The sequence below is a fragment of the Rhodococcus sp. ARP2 genome (assembly GCF_001029585.1).
In the GTDB taxonomy this organism is placed as follows: Bacteria; Actinomycetota; Actinomycetes; order Mycobacteriales; family Mycobacteriaceae; genus Rhodococcus_F; species Rhodococcus_F erythropolis.
Genome location: NZ_LEKE01000065.1, coordinates 1 through 19,534 on the forward strand (window position 1 = coordinate 1; position 19,534 = coordinate 19,534).

The window sequence follows — 19,534 nt, forward strand, 5'->3', positions numbered from 1 at the left end:
GTTGTGAGTCCTTGCGAGCCACTGTTTCGTCCCTTCACTCGTGTCTTCACTCCGACGGTGTGGGCGGCACCTCGAAACGCCCCCACACGCGGTGTGTCTTCAGAAGCTGAGCGAGTGAGGCGAGGGCTCCTTCCGCGTCAGCATCGACGACGACTCCCAATGCAGACTCGTCGATACCGGCGGCAGCCAGCGCACTCATGCTCTCACCCCAACCGCCAATTGCCTTGCTGTGACGATACATTTCGTTCAGCAGAGTCTCCACCCGTGGATCCAACTTGCCCTCGCCGATCCGAGAAACGTCGCCGCTCAGCAGGATTGCATCGAATTCGATCGAACGAGCTGTGAGGTACGTTCGCTGCACCGTCACCGCGTCGTCACCGTCCCCGATGGTTCCGCCGTGCGGGCCGAGGATCAGCGGCACCATGCCGGCGTCGAAGATCTTGTCTCGAATGGCGACCACGGTGTCGAGATCGGAGTTCTCGTCGACCAGTAGCGCGATGATCCTTCCGTCTACCGGCCATTCCGCGCCAACCTGAGACAGTGCAGGGCTGAGCTCCGGATCGCTTAACGGCTCCGTCGGTTCGGGAACCGGAAGGCCGAGCCCCCCTGCGACGATCGACACGAGGCCCGCGTCGATGTTCGCCAAGATGCCCAGATTCCGGGTCTTGATGTTCTCCTCGTAGCACTTGCCCAATTCGAAGGTATACGCCTGCGCGACGTGCTCCTGTTCGACAGGGGAGAGACTGCGATAGAAGAGTCGAGCTTGCGAGAAGTGATCGTCGAACGATGCCGGCGCCTGCCTCACCTTTCGCCCTGAAACTTCCTCGGGCACCTCGATATAGGCCGCGCTGTCCGCCGAGGCCATGAACGGGCACCCACCGTCCAACGAATTGGGATGGTACGGCGCGACTCCGGTATGCACACCGTCCTGATGGAAGCCGTCGCGAAGCATGTCGTTGACAGGCGCGTGAGGACGGTTGATCGGAATCTGGTCGAAGTTGGGGCCACCGAGTCGCGTGATCTGGGTGTCGAGGTACGAGAACAAACGCGCCTGCAGGAGACGATCGTTGGTGATGTCGACGCCCGGAACCAAGTGGCCCGGATGGAATGCAACCTGCTCGGTCTCGGCGAAAAAGTTCGTCGGATTGGCGTCGAGTGTCATCGTTCCGATGACCTGAACCGGCGCGAGTTCTTCGGGCACGATCTTGGTGGGATCCAATAGATCTATGCCTTCGAACATTTCGTCTTCGGTATCAGGGAACACCTGCACGCCCAAATCCCAGGACGGATATGCGCCGGCCTCGATGGCGTCGGCAAGATCGCGTCGATGGAAATCCGGATCCACACCGCCGGCGATCTGCGCTTCCTCCCACACGAGTGAATGCACTCCGGCGGCCGGCTTCCAGTGGAATTTCACCAGATTCGTCTCGCCGTCGGCATTCACGAGCCTGAACGTGTGAATGCCGAAGCCCTCCATCATGCGATAGGAGCGCGGGATGCCTCGATCGGACATGTTCCACAATGTGTGCGCCGTGGCCTCGGTGTGCAGCGACACGAAATCCCAGAACGTGTCGTGCGCGCTCTGCGCCTGCGGAATCTCCCGGTCCGGATGGGGTTTCGCGGCATGAATGATGTCCGGGAACTTGATTCCGTCCTGAATGAAGAACACCGGGATGTTGTTGCCCACCAGATCGAAGACACCTTCGTCGGTGTAGAACTTGGTGGCGAAGCCGCGTGTGTCTCGGACGGTATCCGCCGAACCGCGTGAACCCAGAACTGTCGAGAAGCGTACGAATACCGGGGTTCTGGCACCTGAAGCGAACAACGAGGCTTTACAGATGTTTTCGGCTGCGCCATTCGCCAGGAACGTGCCGTGCGCGGCCGCCCCGCGGGCGTGGACGACACGCTCCGGAATTCGCTCGTGATCGAAGTGTGTGATCTTCTCACGCAGATGGTGATCCTGCAGAAGAGTCGGGCCCCGCTCGCCTGCGGTCAGTGAGTGGTCGGTCTCGTAAAGCCGTGTACCGGTGGCGGTGGTGAGGTACTCCCCCCGCTGGCCACGTCCATTTCCCTTCACCTTCTCTTCGGCACCCGCGACGGTACGCACCTCCGGCTGCCGCTGGTCGTCCTTGGGCGGCAACGGCTGTCGAGGCTTGACCGGTTCTTTCAGGTCCGGCGCTTTCGGGGCCGGTGCACCTGGGACGGACTGAGATGAAGGCATCGAACAGCTCCTCTTGATCGTCATGCTGGGCGCACGAATCTTGTTACGCCATAAGTAAGTAGAGATTTCAAACTGAACGCGGAGCCACGACTCACCCTCGGGCTGGGATCAATCCCAGGCCGAGGGTGACGAGTGCGTCAGGGCTATTGCTCGGACTTCTGTCGCGCTTCGTCTGCGGCCGCTTCGGCGCGAGCCTTCTCGGCTTCCGCCTCTTTCTTCGCGACTTCTCGCTGGCTTTCGGCCTTGTCCTGCTGGGCGCGGCCCTCTCGGGTCAAACTGTCGTTTCCGGAAACCGCACCAACGGCTTCCTTGGCCTTACCCTTGACGTCCTCTACTACGCCTTTGATTCCCTCGCTGGGACCGCTCTTGTCATCTGGCACGTTGACCCTCCAATACGTTTCGGATTCTCGCTCAGGGTTCCCACACAGACAGGACTCCCACACAGAAGGCCCTACCCCGTCGAAAATCGCATAAACATCCGTGCACCGACCAGGCGCAGACCATGACTCGTCGTAGCCGAACGACGAGGTCGTTCCTCGAGTAACGATTAACCGTTCTCAGAAACTGTTTACCGGGCACAGGAATTGGCGGGACTCGTTCCAGAAGGGGAAGAGGTCGGTGGTGGTTGCCGCAGGATGGTCGATCTCGGCGAGAGTGTAGAAATCGAGAATCGTCCGACCAGCTGCGGCGCTGACCTCGCATGCTTGCAAGCTCAGCTTTGCCTCCGCCACGAAGCCGATGCTGCGGGCGAAGGGACCGAGAGTTCCCGCATTGACGAAACTGTCGAGGTCTTGTCCCCACTGGTTGTAGTCCGACTGCAAAGCGAAGCTGCACGTTTCGCCGAACAACTCGCCGCAGGTGGTCGGCTTTCCGCCGATCGTGTGCACCGTATCGGCAAGCTCGTGTGAGGTGCTTTCGCGCGGAGATCCGGAAAGGAAAAGCAAGATGGCGACGGCCAAGGCAACCACCAGAAGGATGCTTGCGGCCGTTGCCAGTATCGCCTTCACAATCCCTCGATCCACGTAAGTTCATGAGGGCAACCGATTTTGGAACACCGGCCACTAGATTTGTACCCGTGGCGTTCAGGGTCCAAACATCGACCAGGCTGGGAGCCGTACGTCAGTCTGGGGGATCTGTTACAGGAACTGTGAGGGAGGATCAACACTCCCTTCCACTATCAATATATATCCCACTGGGGGCCTTGCGGCAAGGCCCGGGTAGTGCCGCAGAATGGCTCTTCCGATCCCGCACGACCGACTACGGGATCGGAACAGCCAGCGGAAGTGAGGGCACGTGCCAACCCAGGGATACGAAGAAGAACTGCGTTCCGAGCGGAACTATGTGGAGGGGCTCTACGCACGCCTCGATGCGGAGCGCGCCCGAGTCAAAGGCAGGTACAACACCGCTCTGCGCGGAAACGGCGATGCACTCATGGAACGCGACGCCGAGGTGCGCGCGCTTGCCAAAGAGGTGAAAAGGCTGGACGTAGCCGACAACGGACTGTGTTTCGGCCGGTTGGACTCGCTTTCGGGCGAGCCCTCCTACATCGGCCGGATCGGCCTTCTCGATGCGGACAACGACTACGAACCGGTGCTGCTCGATTGGCGGGCGCCGGCGTCTCGCGCGTTCTACGTTGCCACCGCTGCCAACCCGGAGAACATGCGTCGACGCCGTCAGTTCCGCACCCGGAGTCGACGCGTGGTCGATTTCACCGACGAGGTACTCGGGCGCCCCGACGGCGTAGAACACGACACGCACAGCGATTCCGCCCTGCTCGCGGCAGTCAACGCACCCCGCGGCGAGGGAATGCGGGACATCGTGGCAACCATCCAGGCCGAACAGGACGACATCGTCCGACTCGAACACCCCGGGGTGCTGGTGATCGAAGGTGGCCCAGGTACCGGGAAAACCGTCGTCGCCTTGCACCGCGTCGCCTACCTGCTCTACACCCAGCGAGAGCGGATGGAACGTCACGGCGTTCTCGTGGTCGGGCCGAACCCGGCGTTCCTGAACCACATCGGCCGCGTACTGCCCTCGCTGGGCGAGTCCGACGTGGTGTTCATGACCACCGGTGATCTCGTTCCCGGTCTACGCGTCACCGCCGAGGACACTCCGGAGGCCGCTGGGCTCAAAGGTTCGTTGAAGATCCTGGACGTTCTCGGCGCAGCGATTGCCGATCATCAGCGATTGCCCGAGAACCCACTGTTGATCGAATTGGCGGACGTCACGGTGCGGATCGACGCCGAAACCGCGGAGTGGGCCCGAGAAGAAGCCCGTTCGAGCGGACTCCCCCACAACGACGCACGCACTGTGTTCACCGAAATCCTCACCTGGGCGCTGACCGAACGGGCGATAGCGCGGATCGGCAAGGGGTGGTTGACACGCAGTGACCGTGAAGCCTGGGAGCAAGTGCGGACGGATCTGACCGCAGAGCTGGTGGAGAACAGCGCATTTACCGCGGCGCTCGACACGCTCTGGCCGATCCTGACTCCGAAAGAGCTACTGACACAGCTGTTTACTTCTCCAGCGCGACTACGCGCGGCAGGCGCGGACGAGAAGCTGCTTCGCCAGGACGGTGACGCCTGGACCGTCTCGGACGTTCCGTTACTCGACGAGTTGGTGGACATGCTCGGCCGGGACAAGCCCGTCGACCAGAGTGCCGAACGTGAACGCCGCGACGAGGCCGCGTATGCAGCGGGCGTGCTGGACATGATGATCAGCCGCGAGGATCTGATGGACGACGAGGATCACCTTCTCGCCCAGGACATGCTGTACGCCGAGGACCTGGCGGATCGTTTCGTCGAACGCGATACCCGGGAACTCGCCGAACGCGCTGCTGCTGACCGAGACTGGACGTACCGGCATATAGTGGTCGACGAGGCCCAAGAGCTGTCCGAGATGGACTGGCGAGTCCTGATGCGCCGTTGCCCAGACCGGTCTTTCACGGTGGTAGGCGATCTCGCGCAACGACGTTCACCCGCAGGTGCCCGCTCGTGGGCGACGATGATGGAGCCGTACGTCCCCGGCCGCTGGATCTACCGATCCCTGTCGGTGAACTACCGCACCCCTGCCGAGATCATGAGCGTCGCCGCCGCCCTGCTCGCCGAGTTCGCGCCGGACGTGCAGCCACCCGAGTCCGTCCGCGCCTGCGGGATCGCGCCGTGGTCCAGACGAATCTCCGCCGACGAACTAGCCTCCGCCATCGACGAATTCAATCAGGACGAGGCCGGGCGCGAAGGTACGAGCATCGTCATCGGACCTGCGGACGTGCCGGGCGCTGTGCCTGTTTCGGAAACGAAGGGTCTGGAGTTCGATGCCGTGCTCGTCGTGGAACCGGAGCGAATCATCGCCGACGGCCAACGCGGCGCGTCGGAACTCTATGTCGCCCTCACCCGCGCAACCCAACGTCTCGGCGTCTTACACGAGGGGCCTTTGCCGCAGGCATTGACCGGGCTCGTCCAGGCCGGGACGGCCGGATCACCGCAGTCGTTCGCGGCGAGCGATGGTGCTGTGTAGGCCTTCGGCAGCGGCGCGAACGTAAGGCACTTGGCTCTCGGGAACGAAGCGGCTGGTGGGACCGGTGACACTGATGGCGGCGACGGGTTTGTCGTTGGTCCCGAATACCGGCGCCGCAACGCACGCGAGACCCGGCGCTGATTCCTCGCGCTCGAACGCAATACCGGTCTCGACCACTCGGTTCAGTTGGGTATTGAGAATGCCGGGCGCAACGATCGTGTGCGGGGTTCGGCGCGTCATCGGTTCCGACAACACTTCGCGACGAAATTCGTTGTCGGAGAAAGCCAGGAGCGCCTTGCCGATTGCGGTGCAATACAGCGGTATCCGGCCACCGGTCCGGGACGGCGAGTTGGCTTGCCGGTGTCCGCCGATTTTCGCGACGTATACGACGTCGTGGCCGTCGCGGACCCCCAGGTGAACTGTCTCGTGGGTCCGCTCGTACAAGTCTTGGAGGAAAGGCATCGCCATTTCCAGGAGGCTGCGTTCGAGGGAGGCGAGCATGCCGAGTTCGAAGAGGCCGCCGCTGAGCCGGTAGCCACCGTCGATTCGGTCGAGTAAACGGTTCGCGACCAGTTCGTTGGCCAGGCGGTGCACCGTTGCCTTGTGCAGTCCGGTCCGTTGGACCAGGGTGGCGAGAGGCAACACGTGGTCGTCAGCCCGGAAGGCACGCAGGATCGTCACCGCCTTGCCGAGCACGGTGTCGAGGTTTGCGCCGCCAGTCACCTGCCCAGCGTATCGCTGAGTGAGACAGTTCCCTGGCGCAATCTCGGCGCCACGGCGAAAGTAATGGCCATGAGCCAGCCCACGAATACCAGTACAGCGAGCGAGACGGACATCTCAGCTGCTGCTGACCGCCTCGCAGCCGCCATCGCGAGCGGTACTCCCTGCGCACCGGTGCGCGATCTGATCGGCGCCGACGACCTCGTCGCTGCCTACGCTGTCCAGCGCCGCGTCGATGAAATCCGTCGGCAGGCGGGTGCCGTCGTCGTAGGCCGCAAGATCGGCCTGACCTCGGTGGCAGTACAGCAGCAGCTCGGTGTCGACCAGCCCGACCTCGGCGTTCTGTACGCCGACATGGAGTTCCCCGCCGGCGGCACCATCCCCATGAGTCGTTTGATCCAGCCCAAGGTCGAAGCGGAAGTTGCCTTCGTACTCGGTGCCGACCTCGTGGACGGACCGCTGGACAACGCGCAGGTGCGCGGCGCGATCGACTACGCCGTCGCAGCGATCGAGATCTGTGACAGCCGCATCGCGTCGTGGGACATCAAATTCGGTGACACCGTCGCCGACAATGCGTCCTCGGGCGTGTACGTCCTGGGAACCGAACGCCGCACCCTCGACGAGGTGGAACCCGCCGGCGTCGTCATGTCGATGTCCGTCGACGGCACCGAGGTGTCCACCGGCGTCGGAACCGCTTGCCTGGGCGATCCGATCGAAGCAGTCGTCTGGCTCGCCCGCACGGCACGCGAGTTGGGGCAGCCGCTGACGGCAGGCCAGGTGATCCTGTCCGGCGCACTCGGCCCCATGGCACCGGTCACCGCAGGCAACGAAGTCACCGTGACCGTCTCCGGGTTCGGTTCCGTCACCACCAGTTTTTCCAGCGAAGAGGACAACGCATGAGCAAGGTCAAGGTCGCGATCATCGGATCGGGCAACATCGGCACGGATCTGATGATCAAGGTGCTGCGCAACTCCGACTACCTGGAGATGGGCGCGATGGTCGGCATCGACCCGGCGTCGGACGGCCTCGCCCGCGCAGCGCGTCTGAACGTGCCGATCACGGCTGAAGGTGTCGAGGGTTTGATCGGTCTGCCGAACTTCGACGAGATCGAGATCGTCTTCGACGCCACCTCGGCAAAGGCTCACGTCGCCAACAACGCGCGGCTGGCTCCCCTCGGCAAGCGCATGATCGACCTGACGCCTGCCGCCATCGGCCCGTACGTCGTGCCGGCCGTCAACGCCGACGAGCACCTGGACGCACCCAACGTCAACATGGTGACGTGTGGTGGCCAGGCCACGATCCCGATGGTTGCGGCTGTTTCTCGGGTCGTCCCGGTGGCGTATGCGGAGATCGTCGCGTCCATCGCCTCCAAGTCCGCCGGTCCCGGAACGCGCGCCAACATCGACGAGTTCACCGAGACCACATCCGAGGCGATCGTGGCAGTCGGCGGCGCCCGCCGCGGCAAGGCCATCATCATCCTCAACCCCGCCGAGCCGCCGCTCATCATGCGCGACACGGTGTTCTGCCTCGTCGACGCCCCGGACCCGGCTGTTCACGAGGAGATCCGTCAGTCCATCGAGAAGATGGTCGGCGACGTCTCCGCCTATGTTCCGGGCTACCGCCTCAAGCAGGAAGTCCAGATCACCGAGATCCCGGCCGACCAGCCCGTCGAGACGTTGCTCGTCGACGGCAATCGCCCCACCCATCAGGTGTCGGTGTTCCTCGAGGTCGAGGGTGCTGCACACTACCTGCCCGCGTACGCCGGCAATCTCGACATCATGACGTCCGCCGGAATGCAGATCGCGGAGCGCATCGCCCAGCAGAAGGAAGCAACCAAGTGAGCAACCGCAAGATCTTCGTCCAGGACGTCACCCTTCGCGACGGCATGCACGCTGTCCGCCACCGCATTTCACCCACCGACGTCAAGCGGATCGTCACAGCTCTCGATGCTGCCGGCGTCGACGCGATCGAAGTTGCACACGGTGACGGCCTCGCCGGCGGCTCGCTCAACTACGGCCCCGGCTCGAACACCGACTGGGAATGGATCGAAGCAGCGGCCGAGGTACTCGAGCACGCTCGTCTCACCACGCTGCTGCTTCCGGGTGTCGGCACGATCAGTGAACTCAAGCACGCTTACGACCTCGGTGTTCGCTCGGTTCGCGTTGCCACGCACTGCACCGAGGCCGACGTCTCCGCGCAGCACATCGAAACCGCCCGCGAGATCGGCATGGACGTCTCGGGTTTCCTGATGATGAGCCACATGGCGCCTGCCGAAGAACTGGCGAAGCAGGCCAAGCTGATGGAGTCGTACGGCGCGCACTGCGTCTACGTCACCGACTCGGGTGGACGTCTGGTGATGAACGACGTCGCGGATCGTGTTCGCGCATACCGCGACATCCTCGACGACGGCACCGAAATCGGTATCCACGCGCATGAGAACCTGTCGCTCTCGGTTGCCAATTCCGTTGTCGCAGTGCAGAACGGCGTCACCCGCGTCGATGCTTCGCTTGCCGGTCACGGTGCCGGCGCCGGTAACTGCCCCCTCGAAGCCTTCATCGCCGTCGCGAACATCGAGGAGTGGGAGCACGGCTGCGACCTGTTCGCCTTGCAGGATGCTGCCGACGACATCGTCCGTCCGCTGCAGGATCGGCCGGTTCGCGTCGATCGCGAGACCCTCACGCTCGGCTATGCAGGCGTGTACTCGAGCTTCCTGCGCCACGCCGAGGCCGCTTCGGAGCGCTACGGAATCGACGTTCGCACACTGCTTCTCGAAGCCGGCCGCCGCCGTCTGGTGGGTGGCCAGGAAGACATGATCGTCGACATCGCACTCACCCTTGCAGCGCAGGCAACAAAGGAAGCTGTCTGACGCGCTGCCGAGTTCGCTGATACCCGAGTCCCGCTCCCGTCTCCGGACGGGGGCGGGACTTGCCATTTCAGCCGAGAGAGCCCACCGACACGGCACTCGAAAAGCTGGCAAAGTTCGTCGCACGACATCTCTGACGATCAGGGTAGAAACTTATCCGCTACAGACGAATTCAGGAAACCAGCTTCATCGATGCAAGACCTGCAGGGTGATACCTTCGATATGCTGAGCTCGTGGAACCTACCGAATACCGTGACGAATTGAGATCTGTCCTCGATACCGCGTCGGGGGTAGTGAGCGATCGACTGGCTGCGATCCACAACGGGGCAACCCCGCGCACCGAAGGGATCGTCATCGACGTCTCGCTCGACCAAGACGGCGAGGGAACATTCGGCGTCTGGGCACGATACGAGGGTCCCGACGCATTCAGTCTGAATCAGCAGATCGGTGACGAGAGAGAGCTATTCGGCGCGATCTGGGGGAGGAGGGCTGGGAACCGCCGGTTCCGCATCGACCGCGAAAGTGGTCACGTGTGGAACTCGAGAAAGTGATCGTCGGTGTCGTGGCCAAATGGATCGACGGGCTCATTCCCTCGACCGCCACCGAACTACCCTGGGAAGTAACGACTCCCGACGGAACTGTCGACGCTGTACTCGTGGGCCCAGAGATCAGCCGTGGACATTCGCCTCGGTGAAAGCGCGGAAGCATCGGCGAACACGTTGCAGCGTCAGCGTCCGGTCGAACCGTCGATCAATTCGCGGAGGATGTCAGCGTGCCCGGCATGGCGTCCGGTCTCTTCGATCATGTGCACGAGCGCCCAGCGGACACTGGGAGCGGGTCGTTTCGCCCCCGGTCGCGGGATGGGCGCGGCAAGATCTGTGCATCCGTCGAGAACTGCGTTGGCGCGCTCGACCGTCTCGCGATAGCGACTGACGACACCGTCCACGCTGTCTTCCGATGACGGTTGAAACGTCGCTTTCCAATCCGTCACGTTTTCTGCAAGGAACATCGATCGTTCGACAAAGGTCAGATGATTGGCCAGCCCGAGCAAGGTTGTTCCCGACGGAACAATTGTGTTGCGCACCTGAGGTTCCGGAGCACCTTCGACCTTGGCGGCAATCGAATCACGGAGGTAGTCGAGAAACGCTCGTAGTGTGGCTGCCTCGCTATTCCCTGTCCGGGGTGGTGGGGCATCTCGGCGACTGCGACGCGACGTTGCCATGGTGATTCTCCTTCCTCGGCGAAGAACGATGAAGAGGCTTCATTCCTGGATGGGCAGAACCGATCCTTCCGAACTCACTCCGATCCCGCATCAAATTTTGCCGTTACAGCAAAGACAACTTGGTTGCCGGTGTCAGCGTGCCGAGTTCAGGTCGCGCACAAGTTGGGGTCTCCGCCACTTGCCGACCTCGAAAGGCCACCGCCGCAGCGGATAGGCGAGACGAGCCACGAAGTAATTGACGTACTCGACGACGCCGAAAGCCCACACCGCCACGACGCCCACCGCCGCGCCGGAGTGATCTGGTAACCAGATGACAACGCCGAGAAGAGCTATCGCCAACAAGAGAACATCGAGAACCCGAAACACGCGGTAAAGCGCTGCGAGGCGGGCCGGCATCGACTCCAACTCGACCCGGCCCCGCGCAAGCAGCCAATAAACACCTGCTTGCACGAGGATCACAAGCAGTGGGGCCAGCGCCGACCACAGTGCCGCGGAGTCTTGCGAACCTTCGAGCCGGGGCATCACGACACCGACCGCCACAGCGGCAAATACGGCCGCGGCAGCCAGTTCGCCGAGGCCGAGGCTCAGGTACCTGCGTCTCAAACTCTGTTGCCGTTGATCCACCACGTAAGAACCCTATCCGTTGATCACCATAGCTTGCCACGTAGTGGTCGGACCGATTCTGCAGCGCGCGTGGGGAATACACTTCATCTCGACTTCGATCTCGAGCGCCATGCGGCTTGGATCATCCTGGGACGTGCTGGCGGATCCGGCGGGAAACCTTTTCTGCGTGGGTGATCCGCACTAGCTGCGCCGTTGTCAGTCCCCGATGCGCGGTCGTTCGCGCCGACGTGGTCCTCGATCGCGCATCTCTAGAATCGCTGCTGCCGTGGACGCGACCGTCTTGTCGTCGTCGTGGGTGATCCGGGCGAGCGCTTCGCGTGCTGCAGCGCCGGGAATCTCGGCGAGTGCCTGCGTAATTCGCAACCTCGTCGGGGCGTCGTCAGTGCCGTCCAGTCTTGCCTGCACGGCATCGACGACCTCACCGCTTGTAGGTGAGTGCTCCGCGAGAAGACCGAGCACCTCGCCTGCCTCGACGTCGCGGCGCCCGTCGGCGACCATCTCGAGGAGAGCTGGCATCGAGACAGCCTCTCCGCGAGATCCGAGGGCGAGAGCGGCGTCGGCGCGGACTATCGCGTCCGAATCATCGAGAGCTCGCTTCAGAGACCGAGTTGCTTCCTCGGTGTTGATCCCGGATATGGCCGACGTCGCGCGGCGTCGAACCTCGACGTCCTCCGATTCGAGCCCCTTCGTCAGACCTGCAAGGCCCGCACCTTCGGTCCTCGCCAACGCCCACTGCAATGCTCCCGTCACGTTGGCATCCCTCTCCGACAGGATGGCCTCGACGAGTGCGTCGACCGGCAATGCCGCATTTGCGTCCTGCGACAGAATCGCTTGCTGACGGTGGGCGGCGAACTCGGATTCGAGTGCACGCAACAGCGAGACCATGCGCAGGACGTCGTCCCACTCCGAAGGGGCGGTGGCGTCGACCCTTTCGAGTTTGGTCAGCAATTCCTCCTCCGCCGCGATCCGTTGCCGAGTGTGTTGCATGAGTTCACCCACCAAATCGGCCGGTGCGAAGTCTGGTTCGTCGAGTGCACGCTTGGCCTCGTTCAACGAGAGCCCCAATGTCCTCAGGCTCTCGACGTGGAAGAGGCGACGGATGTCGTCAGCGGAGTACTCGCGGTAGCCACCGGACGTGCGGCCCGTCGGCTTCACCAGCCCCAAAGTGTCGTAGTGACGCAGCATCCGTGTGCTGACACCACAACGCCGCGAGACCTCGCCGATCAACATCCGTCTCCCCTTCCTACGCGTCCGGTCCGATTGCGGCGACGCGCTTCGCCAACTCGTGTGAGAGAGCGAATCCACCGTCGGGATCGTGCCAGAGTTGCTTTGTAGCATCAGCATGCGCTCGGACACGCGGATTCGGGCTCGTACCGGCCGCGTCGAGCACCGGGAGCACAGCCTCGCCGAGCCCGGTCAGGGCGCGGCTCAGACTGAGCTGCATCTGCAATTCACCCCGACCGAGTTCTGTGGCCAGATCGGCCGCGAGTGCGCCCTCGTCTCCCGCCGGCACGAGAGCCACAGCCGCGCGCCACGCACTGCGCGCAACCTCGTCGTCCTGGTCGTGGACCAGCGCGGAGACCTCGGGCCACGCGATCGGATCGCCGATCTTGGACAAAGTGTGGAGCGCCTGACTGCGGGCTTGCGAGCCATCAGACCCGAGCTCACGGATCAGCCTCGGCACCGTGATTTCGGCCGGCAAGCGGCACAACGCCCAGGTCAGCATGTCGCGGACGAAGAAGTCCGGCTCGACGGCGCACCGATCGATCAGGGCATCCGTCAACTGAGGATCCGGGCGTGTGCCGACCGCAAGCGCGGCGCGCAGTCGAACCGAGGGATCGGCTGCGGCCAAGGCGTCGACGAGGTGGGCATTCTGCCCACCGTGGTTGGTTGTGTTCACGACAACCACCTCCTTCACCGACCAGTGGAACCCTTGTCACTGTGTCAAGGTCAAGCGTCACTGCCTCCGACACGTGAAATGTCGCCTCGGATCACACGCCGGTTGTCGATCCTGGCCGAAAGATCATCAGCACGACGACAACGACCCAGAGCAGATTGAAGATTCCCGTCGCGGTGCCCAGCCGACGGGTGAGCCGCGTTGCGACGTCCACAACGGACCCGGTTCCTTCGATCGCCGTCATTGTCAGCCTTTGGGCGGGAAGCACCACCGCGGTGAGTATCACGGCGGCAACGACGGTGAGTGCGATCGAGGTGAGGATCCACAGGTCACCGAGCACTCCGAGATTGACGGCGGTGGCGACACCGAGCATCGGAACGACAACGCCGATCGTGGCATACACCCGAACGATGCGATGCAGCATGCCCGTCGTCGCAACACTGGCGCTGTCCGGATCGGCGAGCGCGGCGCGGCTCGCCACCGGGAACATACTCGCCGCCACAGCGACGGGGCCAATGGCAAGAATGGCCGCAATCACATGGAGGGACAGCAGGATTCCGGTCATGAGATTTCTCGCGTTTCGGTACGCACAAGCGTATTCACGCAGCGTCCGGGGCGAAGGTGATTACAGGCTCGGCGCCCTTGGCCGACCACACAGTTCCACGACGCTCGTAGTCGAAGAGCGCTTCGACCTCGAGACTTATCCGGGGCCCGAGGCATCGTTCCAACAGGTACAGGCCAAGGTCGAGACCGGATGTCACACCGCCGGCGGTGATCAGGTCACCGTCGTCGACGATTCGCGCCTGGATCGGAATTACACCGCCGGCCGCCAGTGCGTCCACGGCAAGATGGTGCGTCACGGCGCGACGCCCTTCGAGAAGCCCCGCCATCGCCAGCGCCAATGATCCTCCACAGACGGTCGCAACGAGCACACCAGGATCGTCGAGTGCGCGGCGCATCATGACAGGCAGTTCGGTTTCCGTTGTGGCCGCGAGTCTTTCCGGCAAGCTGGAACCCGGCTGGTCCGCATTGGGTTCGAAGAGACCCGATGCTCCGGGAACGATGATCAGATCCGCGTGTTCGACATCGAGGGTTGCAGTGGCGGTCATCGCGAGTTCACCACTTCCGCTCACGACGGTCCGAGGCCCCTCCGCGCTGACGAGTTCGACGCTCAACGCCCCACCGCTGGCGAGACCCCCGGCGTAAAGCACCTCGTACGGACCCACGACATCCATGGGATCGAATCCGTCGAACAACACGATCTGCGCGTGCACTGCAACCTCCGATTTTGTGCGACGCGCTCCTGTGCACGTCGCTGTTCCCACGACAGTAGGAGGAAGTTGACCTCTATGGCGACGGCTGAAAGCCAACCTTCGACGGCTTTCAGCCAACCTCACACATTCTGTGAAATACCAGTTGAGAGGATATTTCAAGACACGAGATCACCGAATCTCGCGCCACATACGCTACGTTTCAGACATGCATGACGTTGCAGTTCTCGCGTTGCCCGGGGTGGTGCCGATGGACCTGGCGGCACCCCTCGAAGTCTTCGGACGATGCAGGCTCCCCTCGGGTGCACCGGCGTACCGGACCTCCGTGTGCGCGCTCACCGAGGAGGTGGAGACCGGAACGTTCACGATGCGAGTACCGCACGGACTCTCACGCCTCGCCCAGGCCAGCACGATCATCATCCCGGGCACCGCCGATCTCGATGTGCCGATCGACCCCGAGATCATCGAAGCCCTCAGAACTGCCGCGGATCGCGGCACGCGCATCGCCTCACTGTGCGTCGGCGCATTCACCCTCGCCGACACAGGCCTGCTCGACGGACTTCGCGCGACGACGCACTGGGCGGCTGCGTCGGAGTTGGCCCGCCGGCACCCGGCTATCGACGTCGACGCTGCCGTTCTCTACGTAGACAACGGGCACGTCCTGACTTCCGCCGGCGCCGCGGCCGCACTCGACCTGTGTCTGTACATGGTGCGTCAGGACTACGGGTCTGCCGTCGCCGCCGACACGGCACGTCTGAGCGTGATGCCGCTCGAACGTGCCGGAGGGCAAGCACAATTCATCGTTCACGAGCCTCCCGTACCCAGCGGGACAACCCTTCGACCACTACTGAACTGGATGGAAGAGAACCTCGGGGAGCAACTCGACATCACGACAATCGCGGCCAAGGCAACGATGAGCACTCGCACGCTCAACCGCCGATTCCAGGAACAAATCGGTACGACGCCGTTGCAGTGGCTCCATCACGCGCGGCTCCGCCAAGCGCAATTTCTGCTCGAGACTACCGACCACTCGATCGAACGTGTTGCGGGACAAGTCGGATTTAATGCCGTCACGACATTCCGCGAACGCTTCCGAGACCTGGTCGGTACCAGTCCACAGCGATACCGGACGCAGTTTCGAACTTCCCGCTAGCGGGCCGGGTCAGCCCTTGACGTTGCCGGCAGCGGTGTTCAGAACTGTGGCGACGTCGTCGAGGATGTACGGGATGGTCAGGACCGTCAGTCCGCCGAACGCGAAGTTCTTGTCGACGCTGAAGTCCTTGGTGGATGCCGTACGCCCATCGACGATCACCGGCTGAGCTGCCACCAGTGGCTCGGCGAGGAACGCGTTCAGAGAGTCCTTGTCGTAGGCCACCACGAACAGCACGTCAGACGCAATCAGCGGCGCCTGCTCGGTGCTCAGCTCGAAGTACACGGCCTCCGGATCCTTGGCGGGATCGGCCTGCTGGATCGTCGGCTCGTTCTTCAGACCCAGCTGCTCGAGGAACTCGACACGCACGTCGGCGTTCTTACTCACCGCGAACGTGCTCGGGCTGTTCGGGAGTGCGATGGTGACGGTCTTACCTTGCAACGCAGGGTTCTTCGCAGCCGTCGCGCTGATCGCGGCGTTGGTCTTGTCGATGAGCGTGCCGGCCTCGGCCTGTTTACCCAGCGCCTGACCGGCGATGGTCACCTGGTCCTGCCACGACGCGGTCCACGGCTCGTCCGGGAAGGAAACCACCGGCGCGATCTTCGACAGTGCGTCGAATTCCTGCTGAGTGAGCCCGGAGTACGGGGCGAAGATGAGATCTGGTTCAGCCTTGGCGAACTGCTCGACAGGTGCTTCGCCCGTTCCGTCACCCGACAACAAGGTGGGCTGCTCGCCACCGAGCTTGTCGAGTGCCTCGGCGTCCCACTTCAGAATGCCCTGCGCGTCGGCCCCGTACTGAGGTCCGGAAAACGTGGGCATCGCGACCGGGACGACCCCGAGCGCCAGAAGGGCATCCTGGTTGGACCAACCCCAGGTAGCAACCCGCTTGGGCTCGTCCTTGATCTCGGCCGTGCCGAGAGCCGACGTGATCGTCACCGGAAACGCGGCATTCGGCGCGGACGAAGTCTCGGTGCCACCACCGTCGTCGTTGCTGCTGCAGGCCGCCATTCCAGTTACGAGGCCGCATGCCGCCAGGACAGCTACCATCCCGCGGACACGGCTGCGCCGCTCCGATGACGCTCGACCCGGAATCCTTGTCACTGAAGCACCTCTCGACCGATTGACCTGCTCAGACACCTCCAGCGGGTGACGACGCCCAACGTAGCACAAAGGTTACCCTTGCCTCAGTTCCAATAGGGTCAAGAACCGCACGCCGGCCCCGCGACAAGCGATCGAGCTACTTTACAGACTGACGCCGCACCATCTCCGAGATCCAGATCGGCGCAAACGGCGAGGTACAGTTCGGCGGAGTCGGGTAATCCTCGAGCACTCGCAGACGCTCACCGATGTCGATTGCGCGGGCCCGGAACTCGGCATGTTCGATCCCGATCTGAGCCAGGCAGTGGTTCATCGCCCATTGCAGGCGATCAGGAGCATCCTTCATCTCCGCCTCGATGACGTCGAGCGATCCTGAAAGATCAAGTCCCTCAGGCTTCTTCGCTACGCGCTCGGTAGTCAGAGCCCACCCGGCGCTAGCGACCACAGGATCAGGGTCAGCGGTCCAGGCCACCCGCAACTCCTCGGCATGCGGGTTCTTCTTCACCACGTAATTGACGAGCCAGTCCTGCACCTTGGGAGTGCGGGCCTCTCGCAACATGACATCCAACTCGTCACGCTCGAACGCCTTCGGGCGGCAGATCAAAAGGGCCAACAATCGCGCCGCGGTATCGCCCGTCGCCCAAAGCTGTTGTGCGAGTTCCTGCTGAGTCTTCAATCGCTTCGCAACAGCGCGCAGTTTTGTGAGGTTCACACCGTGATCGTCACCGTGTTTCTCGTTCACCGCGCGCGCCTTCGGATCCTCGAGCGCAGCCAGCTCGTCCATCACCGCGGCAACCGTCGTTTCAGCCACGTCGTCCTCCAGTCACTACTTCTGCGATTCACCTACAAGCAAAGCACGAGAAGGCGAGCGACCCACGTTTGAAACTTCGACCACTGGGTACATGTCTGCTCCTGAGGTGGCGGCACGTCACCATGAAGACAGGACGAACCTTGCATATGCGACGCGCCGCGGGTGCTGAGAACGTGGACGAAACCGCACGCGGAGATGAAGACGGCGGTAAGAGCGTTCTCACTCGGGCCATAACCGGCCCACTCCTTTTCGTGTTCATCCTCGGAGACGTTCTGGGTGCCGGCATCTACGCATTGGTGGGCGTCATCGCCGGTGAAGTTGGTGGAGCCGTCTGGGTACCACTGCTCGTAGCGCTCGTCATGGCATTGCTGACAGCAACGTCGTATGCCGAACTGGTCACCAAATATCCGCGGGCGGGCGGTGCAGCAGTATTCGCCCAACGGGCGTATCGGAAACCACTGATCTCGTTCCTTGTCGGCTTCTCGATGCTGGCGGCCGGCGTAACCAGTGCGGCGGGACTCGCCCTCGCCTTCTCGGGCGACTATCTCAAAGCCTTCATCGACGTCCCTACCGTTCCAGCGGCGCTCGTCTTCCTGCTCGTGGTGGGACTTCTCAATGCCAGAGGCATCAAGGAGTCGATGCGCGCCAACGTCGTCATGACAGTCGTGGAGGTCACCGGGCTCGTCCTCGTTGTCGTCCTCGCTTGCATAGTTCTCGGGCGCGGCGACGGAACCCTGAGCCGCGTCGTGGAGTTCGACGACAGCCGATCGCCTGCACTCGCGGTGCTGGCTGCGGCACTCCTCGCGTACTACTCTTTTGTCGGCTTCGAAACGTCCGCGAACGTCGCCGAAGAAGTGAAGAACGTGAGCAAGGTCTACCCACGCGCACTGTTCGGAGCATTACTGACAGCCGGCGCCGCCTATGTCCTTGTCGGCCTGGCTGTCTCGGTGGTCCTGCCCGCCGACGAACTTGCCGCATCCTCCGGGCCACTGCTGGAAGTTGTGTCAGCTGCCGACGTCGGCGTTCCGCCTCGCCTGTTCAGCCTGATCGCGTTGGTCGCCGTCGCCAACGGCGCACTGCTGACAATGATCATGGCGAGCAGGCTGACATACGGGATGGCATCGGAAGGCTTGCTCCCGAGCGTCTTCGCTCGGGTACTGCCGCAGCGACGGACCCCCTGGGTGGCGATTATCGCGACCACAGCAGTTGCCATGGCTCTCTGCGTCACCGGATCGCTGTCAGCCCTGGCGGAGACGGTGGTACTCCTGCTGCTTTTCGTATTCATCAGCACCAACATCGCCGTCCTGGTTCTGCGCCGTGACGCAGTGCAACACAAACACTTCCGAACGCCGATCATCTTCCCGATCCTCGCTCTCGGTACGTGCGTTGCGTTGCTCACCCAGCAGAGCGCTGCGACGTGGTTACGCGCATCATTACTCTTGGCCGTCGGAGTAGTGCTGTACGCCCTCTCCCACCGCCGATCCACGAAGTGAGGTGCGATGTACAGGAGCCGGTGTGATGACCGACAGTTCTGACGCGTCAGATGTAATTCAGCGTCGAGAGCGAAAGATCAACAGGCGAACCCTGACGTACGGCGTGTCAGTCGTTCTGGCTACCGCGGTTTTGGTTATCGCGATCGTGTGGTTGGGCTCCCGGCGGGGCGAATGCTTCGGTACCGACACCTTGCTGTGCTCACAGAAGGATCGCCGACTGGCGGTCTTCGTCCCGAGCCTGATGTTGCTGCTCGGGACCGTGGGCGCGTTCTTGCGAGCCTCCCTGCGATTGCACCGCCTGCGGCGCCTCTACATCCGGCCGTACATGGCGTGGGCCTTGGCGGGCCTCACCCTGACGTATCTGACCGGAGCTTACTTCTTGATCGGGGTTTAGATTCTCTGAATACGTCTGTTCAGCAACCAGATTGAGTCGACAGCCGCAAATCAGAATCGCGGATCGTCGATCGCACTGAGGACTACTTCCCGCACTGACGTCGAAGACGACAAACTCGAGATCGAGCGCACCGTATCCACAACGTCATGTACCGGGACCAGAGATCCCTCTCCCCTGGCGGCAGCGACGTCTCGGGGCACGTCGAGTCCGTCTTCTGTATTGAGATATCCGAGATGAAGGACAGTCACTGCGAG

General features: G+C 62.9%; 19 protein-coding genes and 2 pseudogenes. 8 read left to right on the forward strand and 13 right to left on the reverse strand.

Annotated features, from left to right (window positions below; genetic code table 11):
• Positions 1-46: 46 nt before the first annotated feature.
• The 3 genes from ABX74_RS18435 to ABX74_RS18445 all read right to left on the reverse strand — a co-directional run bounded on the left by ABX74_RS18435 (position 47) and on the right by ABX74_RS18445 (position 3,243).
• The gene (locus ABX74_RS18435) at positions 47-2,221 is read right to left on the reverse strand and encodes a catalase (protein ID WP_031331440.1); all 2,175 of its coding nucleotides are present in this window, start codon (positions 2,219-2,221) and stop codon (positions 47-49) included.
• Positions 2,222-2,364: 143 nt separating this feature from the next.
• Positions 2,365-2,601 (reverse strand): CsbD family protein, encoded by a 237-nt coding sequence (locus tag ABX74_RS18440; protein WP_003943084.1) that lies wholly within the window; start codon positions 2,599-2,601, stop codon positions 2,365-2,367.
• A 177-nt stretch (positions 2,602-2,778) separates the two neighbouring features.
• Positions 2,779-3,243 carry a hypothetical protein gene (locus ABX74_RS18445; protein ID WP_223257959.1) on the reverse strand — a complete coding sequence of 155 codons (465 nt, stop codon included), beginning with the start codon at positions 3,241-3,243 and terminating at the stop codon, positions 2,779-2,781.
• A 271-nt stretch (positions 3,244-3,514) separates the two neighbouring features.
• On the opposite strand from ABX74_RS18445, the gene helR reads away from it, so the two are divergent.
• Complete coding sequence (gene helR, locus ABX74_RS18450; RefSeq protein WP_082148529.1) at positions 3,515-5,737, forward strand: RNA polymerase recycling motor ATPase HelR; 2,223 nt, start codon at positions 3,515-3,517, stop codon at positions 5,735-5,737.
• On the opposite strand, the gene ABX74_RS18455 is transcribed toward helR, so the two are convergent.
• The gene (locus ABX74_RS18455; RefSeq protein ID WP_020909647.1) at positions 5,699-6,460 is read right to left on the reverse strand and encodes an IclR family transcriptional regulator; all 762 of its coding nucleotides are present in this window, start codon (positions 6,458-6,460) and stop codon (positions 5,699-5,701) included. The genes helR and ABX74_RS18455 overlap by 39 nt on opposite strands.
• 69 nt (positions 6,461-6,529) lie before the next feature.
• Between ABX74_RS18455 and ABX74_RS18460 the strand changes: the two genes are divergently transcribed.
• The 4 genes and pseudogenes from ABX74_RS18460 (at position 6,530) to ABX74_RS18475 (ending at position 10,014) form a co-directional block, all read left to right on the forward strand.
• The gene (locus ABX74_RS18460) at positions 6,530-7,357 is read left to right on the forward strand and encodes a 2-keto-4-pentenoate hydratase (protein WP_020909648.1); all 828 of its coding nucleotides are present in this window, start codon (positions 6,530-6,532) and stop codon (positions 7,355-7,357) included.
• Complete coding sequence (locus ABX74_RS18465) at positions 7,354-8,298, forward strand: acetaldehyde dehydrogenase (acetylating) (RefSeq protein ID WP_020909649.1); 945 nt, start codon at positions 7,354-7,356, stop codon at positions 8,296-8,298. The genes ABX74_RS18460 and ABX74_RS18465 overlap by 4 nt, the downstream gene beginning before the upstream one ends.
• Entirely contained in the window at positions 8,295-9,323 is a 1,029-nt protein-coding gene (dmpG, locus tag ABX74_RS18470) for a 4-hydroxy-2-oxovalerate aldolase (protein ID WP_020971280.1), read from the forward strand. The genes ABX74_RS18465 and dmpG overlap by 4 nt, the downstream gene beginning before the upstream one ends.
• 290 nt (positions 9,324-9,613) lie before the next feature.
• Positions 9,614-10,014, forward strand: a pseudogene (locus tag ABX74_RS18475) (DUF6389 family protein).
• 33 nt (positions 10,015-10,047) lie between these two features.
• On the opposite strand, the gene ABX74_RS18480 reads toward ABX74_RS18475, so the two are convergent.
• The 6 genes from ABX74_RS18480 to ABX74_RS18505 all read right to left on the reverse strand — a co-directional run bounded on the left by ABX74_RS18480 (position 10,048) and on the right by ABX74_RS18505 (position 14,337).
• Positions 10,048-10,542, reverse strand: coding sequence for a DinB family protein (locus ABX74_RS18480; protein WP_047889414.1), 495 nt, complete (start codon positions 10,540-10,542; stop codon positions 10,048-10,050).
• A 132-nt stretch (positions 10,543-10,674) separates the two neighbouring features.
• Entirely contained in the window at positions 10,675-11,169 is a 495-nt protein-coding gene (locus tag ABX74_RS18485) for a hypothetical protein (RefSeq protein WP_047889415.1), read from the reverse strand.
• A 192-nt stretch (positions 11,170-11,361) separates the two neighbouring features.
• Positions 11,362-12,396 (reverse strand): HEAT repeat domain-containing protein, encoded by a 1,035-nt coding sequence (locus ABX74_RS18490; protein WP_019745968.1) that lies wholly within the window; start codon positions 12,394-12,396, stop codon positions 11,362-11,364.
• A 13-nt stretch (positions 12,397-12,409) separates the two neighbouring features.
• Positions 12,410-13,075, reverse strand: a complete 666-nt coding sequence (locus ABX74_RS18495) for a HEAT repeat domain-containing protein (RefSeq protein ID WP_029537230.1) — start codon at positions 13,073-13,075, stop codon at positions 12,410-12,412.
• 82 nt (positions 13,076-13,157) lie between these two features.
• Complete coding sequence (locus ABX74_RS18500; RefSeq protein WP_021333272.1) at positions 13,158-13,628, reverse strand: DUF2269 family protein; 471 nt, start codon at positions 13,626-13,628, stop codon at positions 13,158-13,160.
• 34 nt (positions 13,629-13,662) lie between these two features.
• Positions 13,663-14,337, reverse strand: coding sequence for a DJ-1/PfpI family protein (locus tag ABX74_RS18505; protein WP_021346037.1), 675 nt, complete (start codon positions 14,335-14,337; stop codon positions 13,663-13,665).
• 205 nt (positions 14,338-14,542) lie between these two features.
• On the opposite strand from ABX74_RS18505, the gene ABX74_RS18510 reads away from it, so the two are divergent.
• Positions 14,543-15,487 carry a GlxA family transcriptional regulator gene (locus ABX74_RS18510; protein ID WP_047889416.1) on the forward strand — a complete coding sequence of 315 codons (945 nt, stop codon included), beginning with the start codon at positions 14,543-14,545 and terminating at the stop codon, positions 15,485-15,487.
• 9 nt (positions 15,488-15,496) lie between these two features.
• Here the strand turns inward: ABX74_RS18510 and ABX74_RS18515 are convergent, their stop codons facing one another.
• Entirely contained in the window at positions 15,497-16,585 is a 1,089-nt protein-coding gene (locus tag ABX74_RS18515) for an ABC transporter substrate-binding protein (protein ID WP_223257960.1), read from the reverse strand.
• A 136-nt stretch (positions 16,586-16,721) separates the two neighbouring features.
• Positions 16,722-17,393 carry a DNA alkylation repair protein gene (locus ABX74_RS18520; RefSeq protein ID WP_047889418.1) on the reverse strand — a complete coding sequence of 224 codons (672 nt, stop codon included), beginning with the start codon at positions 17,391-17,393 and terminating at the stop codon, positions 16,722-16,724.
• 146 nt (positions 17,394-17,539) lie between these two features.
• On the opposite strand from ABX74_RS18520, the gene ABX74_RS18525 reads away from it, so the two are divergent.
• Entirely contained in the window at positions 17,540-18,886 is a 1,347-nt protein-coding gene (locus tag ABX74_RS18525) for an APC family permease (RefSeq protein ID WP_176748926.1), read from the forward strand.
• 25 nt (positions 18,887-18,911) lie between these two features.
• Positions 18,912-19,280 carry a hypothetical protein gene (locus ABX74_RS18530; protein WP_007735659.1) on the forward strand — a complete coding sequence of 123 codons (369 nt, stop codon included), beginning with the start codon at positions 18,912-18,914 and terminating at the stop codon, positions 19,278-19,280.
• Positions 19,281-19,330: 50 nt separating this feature from the next.
• Here ABX74_RS18530 and ABX74_RS30645 read toward each other — a convergent pair.
• Positions 19,331-19,534: pseudogene (locus ABX74_RS30645) on the reverse strand (SDR family NAD(P)-dependent oxidoreductase); the annotation flags it as partial.

What these genes read in the sequence shown, in the direction of transcription:
- ABX74_RS18435 (WP_031331440.1), bottom strand. Translation starts at nt 2,221, where the DNA reads ATGCCTTCATCTCAGTCCGTCCCAGGTGCACCGGCCCCGAAAGCGCCG.
- ABX74_RS18460 (WP_020909648.1), top strand. Translation starts at nt 6,530, where the DNA reads ATGAGCCAGCCCACGAATACCAGTACAGCGAGCGAGACGGACATCTCA.
- ABX74_RS18465 (WP_020909649.1), top strand. Translation starts at nt 7,354, where the DNA reads ATGAGCAAGGTCAAGGTCGCGATCATCGGATCGGGCAACATCGGCACG.
- ABX74_RS18480 (WP_047889414.1), bottom strand. Translation starts at nt 10,542, where the DNA reads ATGGCAACGTCGCGTCGCAGTCGCCGAGATGCCCCACCACCCCGGACA.
- ABX74_RS18490 (WP_019745968.1), bottom strand. Translation starts at nt 12,396, where the DNA reads ATGTTGATCGGCGAGGTCTCGCGGCGTTGTGGTGTCAGCACACGGATG.
- ABX74_RS18500 (WP_021333272.1), bottom strand. Translation starts at nt 13,628, where the DNA reads ATGACCGGAATCCTGCTGTCCCTCCATGTGATTGCGGCCATTCTTGCC.
- ABX74_RS18510 (WP_047889416.1), top strand. Translation starts at nt 14,543, where the DNA reads ATGCATGACGTTGCAGTTCTCGCGTTGCCCGGGGTGGTGCCGATGGAC.
- ABX74_RS18525 (WP_176748926.1), top strand. Translation starts at nt 17,540, where the DNA reads ATGCGACGCGCCGCGGGTGCTGAGAACGTGGACGAAACCGCACGCGGA.
- ABX74_RS18530 (WP_007735659.1), top strand. Translation starts at nt 18,912, where the DNA reads ATGACCGACAGTTCTGACGCGTCAGATGTAATTCAGCGTCGAGAGCGA.